Annotated in this window: 19 protein-coding genes and 1 riboswitch; of the genes, 7 read left to right on the top strand and 12 right to left on the bottom strand. The window is 72.5% G+C overall.

What is annotated here, in order from left to right; all coding sequences use genetic code 11:
* Positions 1 to 18: 18 nt before the first annotated feature.
* Both CHB94_RS20835 and CHB94_RS20840 read left to right on the top strand, forming a co-directional pair.
* Positions 19 to 1,290 (top strand): ArgE/DapE family deacylase, encoded by a 1,272-nt coding sequence (locus CHB94_RS20835; RefSeq protein WP_089338469.1) that lies wholly within the window; start codon positions 19 to 21, stop codon positions 1,288 to 1,290.
* Positions 1,287 to 1,931, top strand: coding sequence for an HD domain-containing protein (locus CHB94_RS20840; RefSeq protein WP_254920817.1), 645 nt, complete (start codon positions 1,287 to 1,289; stop codon positions 1,929 to 1,931). Before CHB94_RS20835 ends, CHB94_RS20840 begins: the two co-directional genes overlap by 4 nt.
* On the opposite strand, the gene CHB94_RS20845 is transcribed toward CHB94_RS20840, so the two are convergent.
* A complete protein-coding gene (locus CHB94_RS20845; RefSeq protein WP_089338470.1) occupies positions 1,906 to 2,178 on the bottom strand; it encodes a DUF4031 domain-containing protein in 273 nt (90 codons plus the stop codon). The two genes, CHB94_RS20840 and CHB94_RS20845, sit on opposite strands and share 26 nt — an antisense overlap.
* 37 nt (positions 2,179 to 2,215) lie before the next feature.
* Between CHB94_RS20845 and CHB94_RS20850 the strand changes: the two genes are divergently transcribed.
* Positions 2,216 to 3,211, top strand: coding sequence for a Gfo/Idh/MocA family protein (locus tag CHB94_RS20850; protein WP_089338471.1), 996 nt, complete (start codon positions 2,216 to 2,218; stop codon positions 3,209 to 3,211).
* Positions 3,212 to 3,217: 6 nt separating this feature from the next.
* On the opposite strand, the gene CHB94_RS20855 is transcribed toward CHB94_RS20850, so the two are convergent.
* Entirely contained in the window at positions 3,218 to 4,024 is an 807-nt protein-coding gene (locus tag CHB94_RS20855) for a DUF72 domain-containing protein (protein WP_089338472.1), read from the bottom strand.
* Between the two features lie 25 nt (positions 4,025 to 4,049).
* Here CHB94_RS20855 and CHB94_RS20860 point away from each other — a divergent pair, with 25 nt between their 5' ends.
* A complete protein-coding gene (locus tag CHB94_RS20860; RefSeq protein WP_089338473.1) occupies positions 4,050 to 4,469 on the top strand; it encodes a VOC family protein in 420 nt (139 codons plus the stop codon).
* A gap of 176 nt (positions 4,470 to 4,645) precedes the next feature.
* Here the strand turns inward: CHB94_RS20860 and groL are convergent, their stop codons facing one another.
* The 3 genes from groL to thrC all read right to left on the bottom strand — a co-directional run bounded on the left by groL (position 4,646) and on the right by thrC (position 8,371).
* Entirely contained in the window at positions 4,646 to 6,274 is a 1,629-nt protein-coding gene (gene groL / locus CHB94_RS20865) for a chaperonin GroEL (RefSeq protein WP_089338474.1), read from the bottom strand.
* Positions 6,275 to 6,658: 384 nt separating this feature from the next.
* On the bottom strand, positions 6,659 to 6,859 hold the full coding sequence (locus tag CHB94_RS20870; RefSeq protein WP_029337676.1) for a cold-shock protein: 201 nt from the start codon (positions 6,857 to 6,859) through the stop codon (positions 6,659 to 6,661).
* A gap of 210 nt (positions 6,860 to 7,069) precedes the next feature.
* Positions 7,070 to 8,371 (bottom strand): threonine synthase, encoded by a 1,302-nt coding sequence (gene thrC / locus CHB94_RS20875; protein WP_217899416.1) that lies wholly within the window; start codon positions 8,369 to 8,371, stop codon positions 7,070 to 7,072.
* A gap of 12 nt (positions 8,372 to 8,383) precedes the next feature.
* A riboswitch (SAM riboswitch) is annotated at positions 8,384 to 8,509 on the bottom strand.
* 60 nt (positions 8,510 to 8,569) lie between these two features.
* On the opposite strand from thrC, the gene CHB94_RS20880 reads away from it, so the two are divergent.
* Complete coding sequence (locus CHB94_RS20880) at positions 8,570 to 9,403, top strand: HAD family phosphatase (protein ID WP_254920818.1); 834 nt, start codon at positions 8,570 to 8,572, stop codon at positions 9,401 to 9,403.
* Positions 9,404 to 9,520: 117 nt separating this feature from the next.
* Here the strand turns inward: CHB94_RS20880 and CHB94_RS20885 are convergent, their stop codons facing one another.
* From CHB94_RS20885 to CHB94_RS20910, 6 genes are all read right to left on the bottom strand, one after another.
* Positions 9,521 to 10,420: an ABC transporter permease gene (locus CHB94_RS20885; protein ID WP_254920819.1), complete on the bottom strand. Its 900-nt coding sequence runs from the start codon at positions 10,418 to 10,420 to the stop codon at positions 9,521 to 9,523.
* Positions 10,417 to 13,257, bottom strand: a complete 2,841-nt coding sequence (locus CHB94_RS20890; protein ID WP_254920820.1) for an alpha/beta fold hydrolase — start codon at positions 13,255 to 13,257, stop codon at positions 10,417 to 10,419. Before CHB94_RS20890 ends, CHB94_RS20885 begins: the two co-directional genes overlap by 4 nt.
* A 140-nt stretch (positions 13,258 to 13,397) precedes the next feature.
* Positions 13,398 to 14,534 (bottom strand): LytR C-terminal domain-containing protein, encoded by a 1,137-nt coding sequence (locus CHB94_RS20895; protein WP_141137588.1) that lies wholly within the window; start codon positions 14,532 to 14,534, stop codon positions 13,398 to 13,400.
* A gap of 357 nt (positions 14,535 to 14,891) precedes the next feature.
* Positions 14,892 to 15,215 carry a DUF3263 domain-containing protein gene (locus CHB94_RS20900; protein WP_089338477.1) on the bottom strand — a complete coding sequence of 108 codons (324 nt, stop codon included), beginning with the start codon at positions 15,213 to 15,215 and terminating at the stop codon, positions 14,892 to 14,894.
* A gap of 118 nt (positions 15,216 to 15,333) precedes the next feature.
* Positions 15,334 to 16,251, bottom strand: a complete 918-nt coding sequence (rarD, locus tag CHB94_RS20905; protein ID WP_089338478.1) for an EamA family transporter RarD — start codon at positions 16,249 to 16,251, stop codon at positions 15,334 to 15,336.
* Positions 16,252 to 16,378: 127 nt separating this feature from the next.
* Complete coding sequence (locus tag CHB94_RS20910; protein WP_089338479.1) at positions 16,379 to 16,810, bottom strand: CBS domain-containing protein; 432 nt, start codon at positions 16,808 to 16,810, stop codon at positions 16,379 to 16,381.
* A gap of 88 nt (positions 16,811 to 16,898) precedes the next feature.
* Between CHB94_RS20910 and CHB94_RS20915 the strand changes: the two genes are divergently transcribed.
* On the top strand, positions 16,899 to 17,297 hold the full coding sequence (locus tag CHB94_RS20915) for a DUF5313 family protein (protein WP_089338480.1): 399 nt from the start codon (positions 16,899 to 16,901) through the stop codon (positions 17,295 to 17,297).
* Between the two features lie 3 nt (positions 17,298 to 17,300).
* Here CHB94_RS20915 and CHB94_RS20920 read toward each other — a convergent pair whose 3' ends face one another.
* On the bottom strand, positions 17,301 to 17,510 hold the full coding sequence (locus CHB94_RS20920; RefSeq protein WP_089338481.1) for a dodecin: 210 nt from the start codon (positions 17,508 to 17,510) through the stop codon (positions 17,301 to 17,303).
* 605 nt (positions 17,511 to 18,115) lie between these two features.
* Here CHB94_RS20920 and CHB94_RS20925 point away from each other — a divergent pair.
* Positions 18,116 to 19,276: a tyrosine-type recombinase/integrase gene (locus CHB94_RS20925; RefSeq protein ID WP_141137589.1), complete on the top strand. Its 1,161-nt coding sequence runs from the start codon at positions 18,116 to 18,118 to the stop codon at positions 19,274 to 19,276.
* Positions 19,277 to 19,349 lie beyond the last annotated feature (73 nt).

Genomic DNA, 19,349 nt, shown 5'->3' on the forward strand with positions numbered 1-19,349 from the left:
GCGTGCCAGACTCCGGCCATGGCTGACCTGACCGACGTCGAGGCCCGGGTCGTCGATGCCGTCGACGAGCAGTGGGTGGTGGATCGGCTGACCCGCTTGGTCGCCGTCCCCTCGATCGGGGGCACCCCGGCCGAGAGCGAGGTGCAGCACCTGCTGGCGGGGTGGCTCGACGAACTCGGCTGCGACGTCGACCTCTGGCAGATCGACCTGGCCGAGGCCGCCACCGCCGCCGACGCCCCGGGCCAGGAGGTCGAGCGCACCGAGGCGTGGGGAGTCGTCGGGACCGTCCCCGCCGCCGGGAGCGGCCCGCCCGCGCTGGTGTTCTCCGGTCACACCGACGTCGTCCCGCCCGGGGACCTCAGGTTGTGGGACGGCGACCCGTTCGTGCCCCGCATCGTCGGCGGCGACCTGCACGGCCGCGGCGCCTGCGACATGAAGGCCGGCGTCGTCGCCTCCCTCGCCGCCCTCGCCGCCGTCCGGACCGCGGGCGTGCGGCTGGTCCGGCCCGTCGCGCTCCACGGGGTGATCGGTGAGGAGGACGGCGGCCTCGGCGCGTGGGCCACGCTGCGGCGGGGGCACCTCGGCGACGTCTGCGTGATCCCCGAGCCGACGGCGCAGGCCGTCGTCACCGCCAACGCCGGGGCGCTCACCTTCCGACTGGAGATCGAGGGCCACGCCGCGCACGCGGCCATGCGGGACCGCGGCGTGAGCGCGGTCGAGCTGTTCACCGTCGTCCACGCCGGCCTGCAGGAGCTGGAGGCGGAGCGGCAGCGGGACGCCGATCCACGCTTCGGCGACGCCCGCTTTCCCTACGGCCTGTCGATCGGGCGGGTGCAGGCCGGCGACTGGGCCAGCTCGGTACCCGACCGCCTGCTGGCCGAGGGGCGGTACGGCGTCCGCGTCGGCGAGCCCGTCGAGGTCGCCCGGAAGGTGTTCGAGGACCGGGTCGCGGTGATCTGCGCCGCGCATCCCTGGCTCGCCGCCCACCCGGTGCGGGTGACCTGGACGGGAGGCGCGTTCGCCAGCGGGCAGCTGCCCATCGGGCACCCGCTGCTGCCGGCCGTCCGCGCGGCCGTCGCCGATGCGGGCGGCGGCCAGGCCCCCGAGCAGGCGATCGCCGCGGGCAGCGACCTCCGCCTGTACGCGGCGGCCGGTGTCCCGACGCTGCACTACGGACCGGGCGACCTCCACCTGGCACACGGCCCCCTGGAGAAGGTGCCGGTGACCGAGGTGGTCACCGCGGCCCGCGCCTTCGCTCTCCTGACCGTGCGCAGCTGCGGCGTCCGGTGACCCGCGGAGCCGGTGGGCTGGTCGGCTTCGACGCGTGGGCCGAGCTCGCCGGCGACTCCCCGATCTCCCGGACCGAGTGGGCCGCCCTCGTAGCCTCCTGGAGCGAGCCACACCGCCGCTATCACGATCTCGCCCACCTCGCGGCCGTCCTCGGACTGGTCGGCCGGCTGGCGGGCGCGGCGGCCGACCCGGAGGCCGTCCGCCTGGCCGCCTGGTACCACGACGTGGTCTACGACCCGGAACGCAGCGACAACGAGCAAATCAGTGCGGAACGAGCTGGTGCGGGCCTGCGCGGTCTCGTGACCGACGAGCGGCTCGCCGAGGTCGACCGGCTCGTGCTGCTCACCGCCGGGCACGACCCGGCACCGGGCGACGCGAACGGTGCGGTGCTCTGCGACGCCGATCTCGCGGTCCTGGCCGCGCCGCCGGAGTCGTATGCGGCCTACGCCTCGGCGATCCGGCTGGAGTACGGCCACCTCTCCGACGAGGAGTTCGCCACGGGGCGGATCGCCGTCCTGCAGCACCTGCTGGCGCTGCCGGCGCTCTACCGGACCGAGGCGGCCCAGCCGTGGACGGGGACCGCACGGGCGAACCTCACCGCCGAGCTGACGCTGCTCAGGCGCCGCGGCGGGGCTTCCTGAGCCGCAGCCCGGCGGCCATCAGCCGGCCGAGCAGTTCGCGCGCCCCCACCGGCTGCGCCCCCGCCGCGACCGCCACGTCGTAGAGATCCTCCGGGACGTCGTAGTGATCGCCCTGGAACGCCCGGCGCGGGATGCCGAGCTCGGTCGCGACGAAGGCGTGCAGCTCCTCGTAGGAGACGTCGCTGACCAGGTGCGACCACCGGCGGCCCCGCCACGGCCACACCGGGGTGTCGATCAGCACGGCCACGGAACGCAGTCTGCCCGCCCCGGCTAACGTTCCGCGCGTGCAGGAGATCCGCTGGGGCGTCGTGGGGCCGGGCCGCATCGCCGAGAACGTCATCGAGGACTTCGCCGTCGTCGAGGGCGCGCGGGCGGTCGCCGTCGCCTCCCGATCACTGGACCGGGCCCGCTCCTTCGCCGACCGCCACGGCCTGGACCGGGCGCACGGCTCCTACGCCGAGATCCTCGCCGACCCGGACGTCGACGTCCTCTACGTCGCCACGCCGCACCCCCAGCACCACGCGCTCGCGCTGGGCGCCCTGCGCGCCGGGAAGGCGCTGCTCGTCGAGAAGGCGTTCACCGCCACGACCGCCGGGGCGCAGGAGGTGATCGACCTGGCGCGCGAGACCGGGGTGTTCGTCATGGAGGCGATGTGGATGCGGTTCCAGCCGGCCGTCGTCGCGCTGCGCGAGCTGGTCGCCGACGGCGCGATCGGCGAGGTCCGATCGGTGCAGGCCGACCTCGGCGTCGCCCGCGACTACGACCCGGCCGATCGGCTGTTCGACCTCGCGCTCGGCGGTGGCGCCCTGCTCGACCTCGGGGTCTACGTAGTGTCCTTCGCCCAGATGCTGCTCGGCACCCCGGAGCGGGTGGTGGCGGCCGGCTCGCTGTTCCCTTCCGGCGCCGACGCGGAGGCCTCCCTGCTCCTCGACTACGGCGACGGGCGCACCGCCAACCTCGTGACGTCGCTGCGCCATGCGCTCCCCGGTCAGGCCCGGGTCTTCGGGACCACGGGCTGGATCGACGTCCTCCCCCGCTTCCACCACCCGGAGACGATCGTGCTGCACCGCGCCGGCGCGGAGCCCGAGACCATCACGCGAGCCCCGCTGGGTGCGGGGTACGCCCACGAGCTGATCGAGGTCACCGAGTGCGTGCGGGCCGGTCGCACCGAGAGCGCGGTCATGCCGCTGGCCGACACGCTCGCCGTCCAGAGCCTGCTGGGGCAGGCCGCCGAGCAGCTCGGCGTCCGGCACGCCGAGGACCCCGCCGTCCTCGGCTGAACGCGGTTAAACCGGCACCCCGGGCGTCTTCTGCCCATCGGCCCACGCGATCCCGAGCGCCTGGTCGGCGGTCGGCACACGGGTCGGGGTCCCGCCGGCCCGGTGCACGGCCTCGGCGAAGTGGACCGCGTCGATCGTCGCCGCTCCCCCGGGGTCGTTGTTGAAGTAGACGAGGACGTCCTCGTCGCCATAGGTCTGGACCAACCGGTCCGCCCAGAGCTGCAGGGTCTCCGGCCGGTACCGCCACTCCTCGAAGCCGTGGTGGAAGCGCAGGTAGCCCCAGTCCGCGGTGCGCCAGAGCGGGGCGACGGGCTGCTCGTCGCGGTCGGCCCAGCAGAGGGCCGCCCCGTACCGCTCCAGCAGGGCGCGGATGTCGTCGGTCCACCAGCTCTCGTGCCGGGGCTCGACGGCCACCCTCGTGCCGCCGGGGAAGCGGGCCAGGCAGTCGCGCAGCAGGTCGGCGTCGGCCTTCAACGTCGGCGGCAGCTGCAGCAGGATCGTGTCGAGCCGGTGCTCCAGCCCCTCGGCCCGGCCCATCAGCCGGGCGACGGGTTCCTCGGGTTCGCGCAGTCGCTTGATGTGGGTGAGGAACCGGCTGGCCTTGACCGCCCACCGGAAATCGGGCGGCGTGCGCTCGCGCCACTTCACGAACGTCTCGCGCTCGGGCAACCGGTAGAAGGCATTGTTGCTCTCGACCGTCGCGAAGAACTCGGCGTAGTGCTCGAGCCACAGGCGCTGCGGCAGCTTCTGCGGGTAGAACAGGCCGCGCCAGTCACGGTACTGCCAGCCCGAGGTCCCGATGATCACGGTCACGGGCAACCGCCTACCCTGCGCAGTCATGGCTGACGCACCCGCAGGGCGCAACTCACCCGCTCGGTTCAAGGACCTCTGCCTCGACGCCCGCGACCACCAGACGCTCGCGGACTGGTGGTGCGCCGCGCTGGGCTACGTCCGCCGGGACGAGCTGGAGGACGCGCAGACACCCGAGGACGACGAGCCCCGCCCGCTCGACTGGCCGGTGCCGATCGTCGACCCGTCGGGCGCCGGCCCGCTGATGTGGATCGTCCCGGTGCCCGAGCCGAAGATCGTGAAGAACCGGATGCACTTCGACGTCATCGGCGACACCGCTGCCCTGCTGACGGCGGGGGCGACCATGGTGCGGCCGCGCGACGCCGGCGACGAGGCCGACAGCATCGAGTGGGACGTCCTCGCCGACCCCCAGGGGAACGAGTTCTGCGTCTTCTCCCCGGAGGAGTAACCCCTCCCCCGACGATCATGAAGTTCGCGGGGGGACACGCCGTCTTCGACCGGCGCGTCGCCACCGGAACTTCATGATCGCGGCCGACGCGGCTGCCTAGCAGAACGCCGACAGGGGCGGCCCGTCGAAGCGGACCGCCCCTGCCGGGCAGTGCTGGTGTTACGGGAGGGCTGGACTCAGAAGTCCATGCCGCCCATGCCGCCGTCGCCGCCGGGCATGGCCGGGGCGGCCTTCTCCGGCTTGTCGGCGATGACGGCCTCGGTGGTGAGGAAGAGCGCCGCGATGGAGGCGGCGTTCTGCAGCGCCGAGCGGGTCACCTTGGCGGGGTCGATGATCCCGCTGGCGACGAGGTCCACGTACTCGCCGGTGGCGGCGTTGAGGCCCCAGCCGGTGTCGGAGTTGCGGACCTTCTCCGCGACGACGCCACCCTCGAGGCCGGCGTTGATCGCGATCTGCTTCAGCGGCGCCTCGAGCGCGACGCGCACGATGTTGGCACCGGTCGCCTCGTCACCCTCGAGCTCGAGCTTGTCGAACGCGACGGCCGTGGCCTGCGCGAGGGCGACGCCACCACCGGCGACGATGCCCTCCTCGACGGCGGCCTTGGCGTTGCGCACCGCGTCCTCGATGCGGTGCTTGCGCTCCTTGAGCTCGACCTCGGTCGCGGCGCCGGCCTTGATGACGGCGACGCCACCGGCCAGCTTGGCCAGGCGCTCCTGCAGCTTCTCGCGGTCGTAGTCGGAGTCCGACTTCTCGATCTCGGCGCGGATCTGGTTGACGCGACCCTGGATCTGGTCGGCGTCACCCGCACCCTCGATGATCGTCGTCTCGTCCTTGGTGGTGACGAACTTGCGCGCGCGGCCCAGCAGGGAGATGTCGGCGCTGTCGAGCTTGAGGCCGACCTCCTCGCTGATGACCTGGCCACCGGTGAGGATGGCGATGTCGGCCAACATGGCCTTGCGGCGGTCACCGAAGCCCGGGGCCTTGACGGCAACGGACTTGAAGGTGCCGCGGATCTTGTTGACCACCAGGGTCGCGAGGGCCTCGCCCTCGACGTCCTCGGCGATGATCGCGAGCGGCTTGCCCGACTGCATGACCTTCTCGAGCAGCGGCAGCAGGTCCTTGACGGAACTGATCTTGCCGTTGACGACCAGGATGTACGGGTCGTCGAGCACGGTCTCCATGCGCTCGGAGTCGGTGACGAAGTACGCCGACAGGTGACCCTTGTCGAAGCGCATGCCCTCGGTGAGCTCGAGCTCGAGGCCGAAGGTGTTGCTCTCCTCGACGGTGATGACGCCTTCCTTGCCGACCTTGTCCATCGCCTCGGCGATGAGCTCGCCGATAGCGGGGTCAGCAGCGGAGATCGAGGCGGTGGCCGCGATCTGCTCCTTGGTCTCGACGTCCTTGGCGGTCGAGAGCAGGTACTCGCTGACGGCCTCGACGGCCTTCTCGATGCCCTTCTTGAGGGCCATCGGGTTGGCGCCGGCGGCGACGTTGCGCAGACCCTCGCGGACGAGAGCCTGGGCGAGCACGGTGGCGGTGGTGGTGCCGTCACCCGCGACGTCGTCGGTCTTCTTCGCGACCTCCTTGACCAGCTCGGCCCCGATCTTCTCGTACGGGTCCTCGAGCTCGATCTCCTTGGCGATGCTCACACCATCGTTGGTGATGGTGGGGGCGCCCCACTTCTTCTCGAGTACGACGTTGCGGCCCTTGGGGCCCAGCGTCACCTTCACGGCGTCGGCGAGGGTGTTCATGCCCCGCTCGAGGCCACGGCGCGCCTCTTCGTCGAACGCGATCATCTTGGCCATGTGGTGATGTCCTCCATGCATTTGATCGCTGCACGGCCGGGTTCGGCGCCCGCGACGGACGACACCAGCGGCGTGGACGCTCCTTCGGTCCACTGGCCGGTGCCTCACCGTTCCGACCTGATTGGCACTCGGGTGGCCCGAGTGCCAGAAATGAGTCTGGCACTCGACCCCTGCGAGTGCAAGGACGGGGGGTGGGAAGGAGATGTTCCGAGGTGGATGCCTGGCCCGACTGCGGGGGCCGGAGGCCTCTCGATCGGGACATCAGCAGCGGCTCGATGGCCGCCGGGGACGCGTCCTGGCCGCGGTGTCGTCCGGAGGACGACGATGCAACAGCGGAGGCCCGGCCCCCCTCGCGGGGAACCGGGCCTCGGCGGGCTGCTCGGATCAGGCGGCGGTGACGCCGTCCGCCTGGGGGCCCTTGGCGCCCTGGACGACCTCGAAGTTGACCCGCTGGCCCTCTTCCAGGCTCTTGTACCCGTCCATCTGGATGGCCGAGTAGTGGACGAAGACGTCCTGGCCGCCGTCGACGGCGATGAAGCCGAAACCCTTCTCGGCGTTGAACCACTTCACGGTGCCCTGTGCCACGTGTGCTCCCACGTTCGTGCGTGCGGACGGCCCCTCCCGATCGGGGGACCGGGGTCTCGCTCTTCCGCCCGTCGAACACGAACGTGGAACTCGAACCGCGCGAGACGGTACATGAGGAACTGCTTGGTTGCAGTACATCCACGCACGGTGAACACCGGATCAGGCGACCTGTGCGGTCGCGCCGATCCGGGAGGTGTGGCCAGCCTAGCCTCAGCCGATGAGGCCGGCCGCACGCACCGACTTCAGGGACGGCTCGACGCGGTGCGTCGGCCCCACCACGGGCTCCAGCGGGTCGAGGGTCTTGAGGCCCTCACCGGTGTTGAGGACGACGGTCTCCTTCGCCGGGTCCAGGCGGCCGTCCTCGACCAGCTGACGCAGCACCGCGACCGTCACGCCCCCGGCGGTCTCGGCGAAGACGCCGGTGGTGCGGGCCAGGTCGCGAATGCCCTGCACGATCTCGTCGTCACCCACCCGGCCGACCGAGCCGCCCGTGCGGCGGATCGCGTCCAGGGCGTAGGGGCCGTCGGCGGGGTTGCCGATGTTGAGCGACTTGGCGATGCCGAAGGGCTTCACCGGCTTGACGACGTCCCACCCCTGCTCGAAGGCGGTGGCGATGGGGTCGCACCCGGCCGACTGCGCGCCGAAGATCGTCCACTCGGTCGCCTCGACGATGCCCGCCGCGGTCAGCTCACGGAAGGCCTTGTCGACCTTGGTCAGCAGCGAGCCGGAGGCCATCGGGATGACGACCTGGGCGGGGATCCGCCAGCCGAGCTGCTCGGCGATCTCGTAGCCCACCGTCTTGGAGCCCTCGGCGTAGTACGGCCGGACGTTCTGGTTGACGAAAGCGGTGTCCTCGAACTCGTCGGTCTCGGCCAGCTCGCTGGTCAGCCGGTTGACGTCGTCGTAGGAGGCGTCGACGGCGACCAGCGTCTGGCCGTAGACCGCCGACTGCACGACCTTGCCGGGCTCGAGGTCGCTCGGGATGAAGACGAAGGACGGGATGCCCACGCGGGCGGCGTGCGCGGCCACCGAGTTGGCCAGGTTGCCGGTGGAGGCCGCGGCGATCGTGCGGTAACCCAGGCCCTTCGCCGCGGTGGCGGCGAGGCTGACGACGCGGTCCTTGAAGGAGTGGGTCGGGTTGGCCGAGTCGTCCTTCACCCACAGCCCGCCGGTGATGCGCAGCTCGGCCGCCAGCCGGTCGGCGCGCACCAGCGGGGTCAGGCCGGGGTCCAGGGAGACGCGGTCGGCCGGATCCTGGCCGACCGGGAGCAGAGCGGCGTAGCGCCAGATGTTCTGCGGCCCGGCCTCGATCTGCTCGCGGGTGACCGCACGCATCAGCTCGGGGTCGTAATCGACCTCCAGCGGGCCGAAGCACTCCGCACAGGCGTGCTCGGCGATCAGGCCGAAGGTCGCCCCGCAGTTGCGGCACACCAGGCCGCGGGCGGGACAGGGCGGGACCGGGCCACGCGCGTGGGCATCGGCCTGGGCGGATCCGGGAGCGGTCAGGGTCATGCGACGACTACCTCCTCATCTTTCCCGCGCCGGGCCGTCTGCCGTGCGGGACGGAATTGGCACCTTCCGCTGCGCATGCGCAGACGGCGGTTGCCGGGGCTTCATCGGGCCGTGTCCCTCTGCCCCTCTGGATGAGTGGAACGCCCGGAACTGTACCCAATCGCCGGTGCTGCCCCGCGGGTGGCAAGGATGTGAGCCGTGACTCCCCCCTCCCCCGCGCGCATCGTCTACACCGACCTGGACGGCACGATGGTCGGCCCGCGCGGGTCGTTCTGGCACACCGCCGACCGGGAGCTCACCGCCGATCCGGCCGCCGCGCTCCTGGCCCTGCACCGCGCCGGTGTCCCGCTGGTGCTGGTCAGCGGCCGGACGTACGAGCAGGTCGTGGAGGCGGCCCGGATCTTCGCCGCGGACGGCGCGATCGCCGAGCTGGGATCGACCATCACCTGGGACGTCGGGCGGGGCACGCACCGGCTCACCGGCGAGCTCCCCGCGCGATACGCCGGCCGGACGCCCGTGGAGGTCATGGCCGAGCTGGGCGTGGTGGAGCAGCTCATCGCCGACCACCCGGGCCGCCTGGAGTGGCATGCGCCCTGGCACACCACCCACTCCACCGATGCGCTGCTCCGGGGCCGCGTGGATCCGCTCGCCGTCGACGCCTGGCTCGCCGAACGCGATGCGGGCTGGCTGACGCTCAAGGACAACGGCGCGATCCCGGCGACGTCCCGGATGACGCTGGCCGAGGACGCGCTCCCGCCGCGGGTCTACCACCTGATGCCGCGGGGGATCTCGAAGGGCGCGGCGATCGCCTGGGACCGGGAACGCCGGGGCCTGTCCCCCGCCGATGCCGTCGCGATCGGCGACAGCGTCAGCGACCTCGACATGGCGCCGGCGGTCGGTCGGCTGTGGATCACCGCGAACGGCGCGTCCGCGGACGGCATGACCGGCCTCCTGGACGCCGTCCCCAACGCGACCGTGACCCGCGCCGCGATGGGCGAGGGCTGGGCACAGGCGGTCCTGGCCAGCCTGTGACATCGTCGCCCCACCGGGCGACACCGCGGGCCAATTGCCCGCCGCAGTCGCGCGGAGCGCGTCCCGTCACACCTCCGGGACCCCTCCGGGACCCACTCGGCGCGACATCGATCCGACCTACGAGGTCACGTCGCGCCGGGCGAAGTGCCGGAACGCGAGCGCGGTGAACACAGCCGAGTAGGCCAGGCCCTGGACGACGCCGCGGAAGAGGTCCGCGGAGTCGACGGGGGTCTGCAGGAGGTCGGTCCAGGCGTAGTTGAACGCCGTCGGGAACCAGTCCCGGACCGCGCCGAGCTGCTCCACCTGCTCCAGGACCGCGAAGACCACGGTGGTGAAGACGGCGCCGCCTACCGCGGCCAGCGGGGCGTCGGTCACCGTGGAGAGCCAGAAGGCCAGGCTTCCGACGACGAGCAGGTGGACGGCGAGGTAACCGACCATCCCGGCCAGCCGCACGACGGCGGTTCCCTGGTCGAGAGCGATCCCCACGGGCGTCACCACGTCACCGAAGCCGAAGGCGATCCCGCCGGCGATCACGGAGACGACGACCACCGTCACCAGCGATCCGACCGAGAGGACGAGCGCGGCCAGCCACTTCTGCCGGAGCAGTCGCGCCCGCGGGACCGGGGTGGCCAGGGCATAGCGCAGCGACCCCCACGAGGCCTCACTGGCGACCGTGTCGCCGAAGAACAGCGCGAAGACGACCACCAGGAAGAAGCCGGTGGTCGCGAAGAGGACGAACAGCGTGAGATTCAGCCCGCTCGCCGTCGCGACGTCGACGAGGTTGACCCGGCTGTTCTCCTCTGCCTCCTCCGCGCCGCCCAGCTGGAGGGCGCCGATGAGGATCAGCGGCAGCGCGACCATGAGCGCGAGGACGCCGATCGTCCGGCGCCGCTTGAACTGCCGCCGCAGCTCCACCGACAGCCGCAGCGTCCGTCCGGGCCGGTACCCGGCCACCGCGCCGGTCGACTGCACGTGCGGGGCCATGGTGGCCACTTCGGCCCCTGGCTCGGTGCTCATGATTCCCCCACCAGCGCCAGGAAGGCGTCCTCGAGCCGACGTCGTGGCGTGAAGTGGTCGACGTCGATGCCGGCGCCCACCAGGGCCTGCAGCGCCGCGGCGCGGCTGTAGCCGTCCAGGTCGGCGATCAGCCCCTCATCGGTGCGCCCGGCGCTCACCCCGGGCAGCCCCTCGAGGACGGCGATCGCCCGGTCGGTGTCGGCGTCGTCGGACAGGCCGACGAGCACCGTCCCACCGGTGCCGACGATCTCCTCGACCGTGCCCTGCGCGATCTTCTGGCCCTTGGCCATGACCACCACGTGGCTACAGGTCTGCTCGATCTCCGACAGCAGATGGCTGGAGACGATGACCGTGCGGCCGGTCGCGGCGTAGGACCGCAGGACCTCCCGCATGGCGTGGATCTGCGGCGGGTCCAGCCCGTTGGTCGGCTCGTCGAGCACCAGCAGGTCGGGCAGGCCGAGCATCGCCTGGGCGATCGCCACCCGCTGCCGCATCCCCTGGCTGTAGCGGCGCACCGGCCGGTCGAGGGCGGTCCCGAGGCCGGCGACCTCGATCGCCTCCTCCATGTGCGCGTCCGCGGCCGGACGGCCGGTCGCTGCCCAGTAGAGCTGCAGGTTGTCGCGACCCGACAGGTGCGGTTGCAGACCGGTCCCCTCGACGAACGATCCCAGCCGCGACAGCACCGGTGCACCGGGTCCTGCCGCGTGCCCGAAGATGCTGATGCGTCCCTCCGTGGGGCGGATCAACCCCATGAGCATCCGCAACGACGTCGTCTTGCCTGCCCCGTTGGGCCCGAGGAGACCCAGGACCTGCCCGCGGCGCACCTCGAAGGAGAGGTCGCGCACTGCCACGAAGCCGTCCTTGTACGCCTTGGTCACGCCCTCGAAGCGCAGCGGAACGTCCTCGCCGTCCGGCTCGACGGCCGAGACCTGACGCCGGCGGTGGCGGCCCCACAGCAGCGCCACGGCCCAGCCGAGCAGGCCGAGGCCGACGAGGACGCCCAGCAGCACCCACCACCGTGACGAGCCGGTGTCGGCCCCGGTCCGGCCCTCGACCTGAGGCACCGCGACCTCGGCCGGGCCGGCGAGCGCGACGGAGTAGACGGCCGAGTCCGCCGGGAGCGCGAAGGCCTGGTCGGTGGAGGAGACGACCAGCCGCATCGTGTGTCCGGCCTCGAACCGGTGCACGATCCCGGGCAGGGTGGCCCGCACCGTCGTGGGTCGGGCCGGGTCGGCGGAGATGCCGGTGAGCGCCAGCGGGGCCACCAGCCCGGCCGGCAGCGTCGTCCCACCGCCGGGCGCGACGTCGTAGAGCTTGGCGAAGAGCGTGGCAGAGCCGCCGGGGGCGGCAACGGCGAGCTCCACCGTCGGAGCGCCGACGACCTCGACGGCGGCGTCGAGCGGCTGGCTCTCGAAGGCGGCGAACTGCCCGGGGATCTCGAGCGTCGCGCCGCCCAGTGCCGAGGTCAGCGCACCGAGGCCCGGGACGGTGGTCAGCGCTCCGGGGGTGCCGCCGGCCGGGGTGACGACCGGCTGGGCCGGCCCGCTGAGCGCAATGTTCCGGCGCGCGGCGGCGTCCCCGCCGTCCAGGCCGGGATAGGCGCCGGCGACGACCGTCTGGCTGTCGCCCTGGATCTGGCCGACGCCGCCCAGGCCGGTAGGTGCCGGGTACTCGAAGCCGGTACCGGGGTCGGCGCCCTCTTGCCGCAGATGGAAGTCGAACCAGCCCGCGACCTGCTCCCGCAGGTCGGCGGTGACCTGGTCCGACGCGGAGGAGTCGTGTCCGCCCGGGAACCAGACGACCTTGACCGGGGTGCCGTCGGCGGCGATGCCGCGGGCGTTGGCATCGGCTTGACCGAGGCCGAACAGCGAGTCCTGGGTGCCCTGGATCAGCAGGGTCGGTGCCTCGATCCGATCCAGGACGCCGGCCGGGCTGCTGCGGTCGAGGACGGCGGCGATCTCCGGCGTCAGCGTCCCCGTGGTCGCCGCCGTCTGGTACGCGGCGCAGATGTCGGCCCGGAAGCGCCCACAGATCAGCGTCTGCTCCACGGCGGCCGGGTCGAGGGAGGACAGGTCCGGGAGGATCAGCCCGTCGGCGGAGGCCGGCCCGCCACCGCTGTCGGCGTTCTCCTCGTCGCCGTCCTCGCTCCCGCCCGTGGCGCCACCGAGCGCGTCGAGCAGGCCCCCGGTCGGCACCGATCCCACGCCGAAGAAGAGTCCGGCCCAGAGCCGCTTGTAGACACCCGCGCCGGCGTCCTGCGGGGTCGCGGCGACGGTGCCGGCGTCGACGGTGCCGGTCTGGGAGGGGAAGAGCGCTGCGGTCAGTGAGTTCCAGGTGATCTGCGGCGCGATCGCATCGATCCGCTCGTCGTACGCGGCGCCGAGTAGCGCCAGCGCACCACCGTAGGAGCCTCCTGCGACGCCGACACGAGGGTCCCCGTCGCCGTCGAGCTCGACCTCGTCCCGGTCGGCGAGGAGGTCCAGCAGGGTGGACAGGTCCGCGACCTCGTACCGGGGATCGTTCAGGCCGATCTGCCCGGAGCTCCCGCCGAAACCGCGGGCCGAGTAGGTCAGGACGACGTAGCCGCGCTCGGCGAGGTGCTGGGCGTCGGAGGCGACGGACTGCTTGCTGCCACCGAACCCGTGTGCGAGGACGACGGCGGGAGCCGGGCCGTCGCCCGGGGGGAGGTAGAGCGTGGTGTCGAGCTCGACCGCGTCCGCACCGCTGCCGGAGGGCACCCGCGCCGCTTCCGTCCGGACCTCGGCGGCGGCGGCCGAGGGGGCGAGGGCGAGCAATGCGCTCGACGCGAGACAGAGGGCCAGGACTGCGGACGTCACACGGGCGCCGGAGCGCGGGCGGGGACGCACGAGCCCGCGGAGGGGGCGCACGAAGCGGCCAACGGACGGCGGACGATCCGTGTTCCGGTCAGGGCACCGCACGCCCGGGGACCGGCGGTCGGCCGGCCCCGGACCGGTGATCAGGGCTGCCAGTCGCCCGTCGTGACGACGACGAGACCGGGTGCCTGGACATCGGCAGGGACCTCGAAGAAGCGGGCGGTCGGGCCCTGCAGCTGGGGGAACTGCTCGATCAGCTGGAGGGCGGCCTGCCGCTGGTTCTCGTCGCCCTCGGTGAAGAACACCGTGCTGGCGGCCACGTCGCCGGCGGTGTACGCGCCGACGGCGGGCGTCTCCCAACCGCCGGCAGCGACGGCCGCCGCGACCTTGGCGGCCAGGCCGTTGATGGTGGTGGAGTTCAGCACGGTGACCGGCACCCGCACCGGTGCGGCCACGATCGGCTCGACCTCGATGGGATCGGTGGGCAAGGCCGGCAGCGAGCTGGTGTCCGGGACGACCGGGGCCGCACTGCTGGGGCCGGCCGGCGCCTTCGCCGCGGTCTCCTTCGTCTCGGGCGATACGTAGGAGTAGACGCCGAGCACGACGAGCGCCACCACCGTCAGGGCGATCAAGCCCTTCAGGACACGCCGCGGCTTGCGGGGCTCGTCCTCGTCGAGGACGGCCACGGCCGAACCGCTGCGCTTCTCGGCCTTGCGACGAACGGCGTCGGCGGCCTGCCGCTCGGCCCGCATCGCCGCTCGGCCACCCACGGGACCGGTACCGGACTCACGGACGGGCGCCGCTGCCTCGGTGGGCTCCTCGGGCTCGGCGTCGAGCTCGTCGGCCGACCGGCGCCCCCGGACCGAGCGCTCCGGGATCGCGGTGGTGCCGGGCGCGCTGCGGCGGGGCAGCGGCGCTCCGGAGAGCAGCTCGGGGTCGGTCGCGAACGGCCCGTCCCCGGAGCGGGAGGGCTTCGTCCAGTCACCGTAGGCCAGCGACGACGAGCCGTCCGCGGTCGTCTGGCGCGGCACCTGCGGAGCGGGCCGGGACCGCAGCCCGGAGGGGCCCGTCGAGGCGAGGGACGGCTCTGCGTCGGGCCAGACGCCCTCGCGCCGCGGTAGCGCGGGAGCCGGGGCGGCCTGTACGCGGGAGGGCCGCTCCAGCAGGTCACCCCGCGCGGCAGCAGCGGGCGTGGCGGTGGGCGACGCGGGCAGGAACGGGTCGTCGCTCGACAGCTCGAGGCGCGGCTCGGGGGCCGGGACGGCCTGGAAGGGCGCCACGGAGGTGCGGGGGGCCGTTGCCGGGCGACCCGGCGCGGCGGTGCGGGCGGCCGGGCGAGACGTGGCCGGGACCGGGGGGAGCGGGAGCCGCGCACGGGACACCGAACCACCGGCGTCCGGGGTGCGGTCGACGGCGGCCGGCACGGGCGGCGCGGCGGGCCGGCGGGCGCTGTTGGACCGGTCACGACCGGGGGCGGTCGGATGCTCGTTCAGCTCCGAGGCAGCGCCGCTCCACAGTCCGTCGGGGACGTCCGTACGGCGACGAGCAGGGGCTGGGGGGACGCTTCCCCGGTCCCGAGCGTCACTGTCTGATTCCGCGTGCCTGCCCACGGTGAGCAAATCTAACCGGTGTAACTCTCATTGGACAGAACCTTGGGACGAGCGCGTTCGTTGCCGCGCGAGTCGCAGGCGTCGGAGCCGTCGAACCAACAAGGGGTCGGCAGCCAGGGCGTCGGGGCGGTCGACCAGGGCGTTGAGCACCTGGTAGTACCGCGTCGGGGTCACGCCGAAGCGGTCGCGGATGGCGGTCTCCTTGGCCCCTGGGCGGCGCCACCACTGCCGCTCGAAGGTGAGCATGTCGTGCTCCCGTCGCGAGAGCTGCAGGCCCGGGACCTGCACGGAAGCCGTCTCCAGGCCCTCGGGCCGGGGTGGGGAGAGCACCGGGGTCGGGTCGTCGGTCATGGCTCGTCCATCTCCTGCTTCGCTCGGCCGCACCGGTGTCCGGTGGTGCCTCGGGAGCGACGGTAGCGGCGGGGTCCGACAGTCTCGGGGAGCGCGACAGCGTGCTCCGACACCGCGGTCACGGCCCCGCAGGAACCGCCTCGGCCGCCGCGCGGCGACTGTCCGCCCGGGCGTGTCGCAGGGTGTCCGCCGTGAAGACCGCCAGGGCCACCCAGACGATCGCGAAGCCGGCCAGGCGGGCGGGCGGCATGGGCTCGTCGTAGACGAAGAGCCCGATCGCCAGCTGCATCGACGGGGTGAGGTACTGCAGCAGCCCGACCGTGGACAGCGGGATCCGCCGCGCGGCGGCGGCGAACAGCAGGAGCGGGATCGCGGTCGCGACGCCCGAGCTGGCCAGGAGCAGCGCGTGCCCCACCCCGGCGTTGCCGAACGTCCCGTCCCCCGCGGAATGCGCGATGCCGAGGACCACGGCCGCGGGAAGGGCGACGAGCGCGGTCTCGACGAAGAGGCCGGGAGCCGCCTCGGTGCGCACCAGCTTCTTCATCAGCCCGTAGAGGCCGAAGCTCGACGCCAGGGCCAGGGCGATCCACGGCGGCCGCCCGTAGTCGACGGTCAGGACGACGACGGCGACGGCCGCGATGCCCACGGCGACCCACTGGAGCCGGCGCAGTCGCTCGCTGAACACCACCACGCCGAGCAGCACGCTCACCAGTGGATTGATGAAGTACCCGAGCGAGGTCTCCACCACGTGGCCGGAGTTCACGCCGTAGACGAAGACCAGCCAGTTGGCGGCGATGAGGACGGCCGCTCCCAACAGGACCAGCAGCCGGCGCCGGTCGGTGACGAGCGCGCGCACGTACGCCCACCGGCGGAGCACCGTGAGCAGGATCCCGACGACCAGCAGGGACCACAGCACTCGATGGGCCACGATCTCCAGGCCGCCGGCCGGCTCCAGGAGGGGGAAGTAGAGGGGAAACAGTCCCCACAGCGCGTAGGCCGAGAGCCCGGAGACCACCCCCAGCCGACGCTCGTCCACCGCCGCACCGTACGTGGCCGCCGTCCCGGATCCCGCCCCGAGCCGGCGAGGGTCGACGGCCCCGTCCCGGGCACCGCCGCGAGCGTGCGAGTGGTGAAGAGGACGGGGTCCTTCTCGGAGTCCTTCTTCAGGGAGTCTGGATGTAGTCGACCAGCTGCCTGCGCTCCTCCTCCAGCTCGTCGAGCCGCGCCTTGACGACGTCGCCGATGGAGACGATGCCGATCAGTGCGCCGTCCTCCACGACCGGCACGTGCCGGACCCGGTGGTCGGTCATCGTCCGCGCGAGGTCGTGCACGCTCGCATTCAGCTGACAGGTGTGCACCTGCGCGGTCATCACGCTCGAGACCGGCTCGGCCAGGAGGCCGGCGCCGCGGCTGTGCAGCCCCCGGGCGACGTCCCGCTCGGAGACGATGCCGTCGATCCGGCGGCCGTCGGAGGATACGACGAGCGCGCCGATCCCCTTGTCCGCCAGCAGGGCTAGGGCGGTCCGGACGCTCTCCGCCCCGTCGATGGTCGTGACCTCACGGCCCTTGTGCCGGAGCAGCTGGCTGATCTGCACGAAAGCCTCCCTCGCGAACGGTGCCGGGAGTGTCCACCCGGCGACGCCCGGGGGGCAACGGTGCGCCCGACCGGCCTACCGTCGGGGTGTGGCCCGGAAGCGACCCAACCCCGCACAGTGGGTCTGGTACGCCCTCGGCGGCGGCCTGCCCCGGGAACTCTCCCCCTGGGTGCTGGCCGACACGACTGGACCCACCTGGGTCTGGCGGCACCTCGCCCGGGCGGTGGTGCAGCTGCTACCGGTGCTCGTCCTCTGTGTAGTCGCCGTCCCGGTGCCCCTCGCCTACCGCCTCTCGGCCGCCGCGGGCGGGCTGATGCTCGGCCTGCTGTTCTCGATCGCCTTCATGACCGAGACGATCGAGCACCGGGTCACCAAGGCCGGATACCCGCCGGGCACCGCGGGCCGGCTGCGCGCCGAGCGGGCGGAGCGGGCCCGCGTGGAGCGCCACTCCCCCTACCGCCGCGGCGGCGCCGGGAGCTTCGACTGATCGTCAGTCCTCGACCCGGAACCCGATCTTCACGGTGACCTGGAAGTAGGCGACGCCGCCGTCGACGACCTGGCCGCGGATGTCCTCGGTCTGGAACCAGTCGATGTTCCGCACCGTCTGCGACGCCTTCCCGATCGCATTGCGGATCGCCTCGTCGACGCTGACCGGGCTGCTGCCCACGATCTCGCTCAGCCGGTACACGTGGTCGCTCACGCTGCCTCCTCGTCGTACGGCGGTTGTGTTCCGACCCTGGCACGCCTCGCCCGTGGGCGCCCCACGTACGCGGTTCCGGAGCACGCGAATACACCGTCCGACAGCTTTGGCGGTCCGGTGGTTCCGGGAGTCTTCGAGTCGTTCCCGGACGACGTCGAAGGAGCCCCTGTGGCCGCCCTCGCCTACGCCGAAGCCCCCCACCGCCCCGGCTCGCCGGCGCACCGACCGGGCCGACGTCCCGGCGGTGGACCGCCCACTCCAACAGCCCGCCGCCCTCGGACCGCCGCAGCCACGCACGGAGCGTCTGCGGAGACACCCCCCTGCTGAGCCACCGAGCAGACCGGATGGCCCTCGGCGGTCGCCGCCAGATAGCGCTGCTCGGCCACGCCCAACTCCCTCATCGAGGGAGCGTCGAGGATCAGCCGAGCTCGCACACCACGACGGAGCCGACGAGGGGACTCGAACCCCTAACCGCCCGATTACAAGTCGGTTAGGGGTTGAAACGGTACGTGTGACATCTCCAGGACCTGTCGGAGGTGACCGATACCGTTTGCAGAGGTGTGGCGCCGTGTTACACCCAGTCCCCCGTCGAGGAGCAGCCTGCCGTGCAGACGTACGTGTTCAGCCGGTCCCACGTCCAGGCTCTTACCCGCAACCCGCCCGTGCCGATCCCCGACGGGCTGCCGTTCGTACTCGATGACGACATGAGTCCCGTCGAGGACCTGAACGCCTGGCTCCGCTCGCTGCGCGAGCGAGGCTGCCACTCGCCACGTACGTGGGCGGGCTACGCCGATGACGTCCTCGCCTGGGCGCAGTTCCTGGAATCACGCGGCCAGTGGCTCTTCGACGACCTTGACCGCTTGAAGGCGGCCGTATCGGACTACCGGGAGGGCCGACTCCAGGGGGACGGCGACGACGTCGTTCAGATCATCGGCGGAGCAGCCTGGAACCGCGCCGTCTCCGCGATGGAAAACTTCTACGCCTGGGCGGTCGAGGCCGGGAAGATCAGCGGACCACCCTTCAACTACAAGGTGCTGCGTCTCCCCCGGTCCCACCGAGGGCACGACACCGCGAAGCGGAACCTCGCGCGCGCCAAGGCCGGGTCCGCCCTGGCCACGCTGCGGCACCTGGATCTCGACTACGCGGACATGTTCATCGCCGCTGGGCTCGGGGGCGCTGACCCCACCGGACAACCCGATGACGACTTCGCCGGGCGCCTCGCCACCCGCAACCGCGCGATGGGAGAACTCGTGCGCCACAGCGGCCTTCGCCGACAGGAGTTCTCGAACCTGCTCGTCTGGGAGATGCCACAGCCTGCTGGCCCCTTCCAGAACTACATCCCGCTTCCGGTGTCGCAGAAGATCGCGAAGGGAGCGAGGGCCAGGACGACGTGGGTGACCGCCGCCGCGCTCAGCGCGGTCGCTGACTACGTGTCGCTGGAGCGCCCGATCTACACCGACGGCTCATCGTGGACGCCGCAGCGGCGCCTGATGGTCTCCAACCCCACGAGGGACGGGGCGACTATCAACGGACGGCGGGTGCGCTGGTCCCACCTGAGCATCCCGCAGCGACGACGCCTTGTAGCCCCCGACGGCGGAAGCGGGCTCCTCTTCGTCAGGAGCACCGGTGCGCCCGTGTCAGAGGGCAACTGGCGGTACACCTTCAGGACCGCTGCTGATCGCTGTCGTCAGTTCGACCCGAACTTCCCGACGGTCACGCCCCACATGCTCCGGCACACGTTCGCGAGGTTGTCCCGGGTCTCGTAGAAGTTGAGGTGGCGGCCCCCTGCCCGCACCGGCCGTGAGGTAGGTGTTGGGCGTCCGCCAAGACACCACTTCG

The organism is Blastococcus mobilis (assembly GCF_900188025.1).
Classification (GTDB): domain Bacteria; phylum Actinomycetota; class Actinomycetes; order Mycobacteriales; family Geodermatophilaceae; genus Blastococcus_B; species Blastococcus_B mobilis.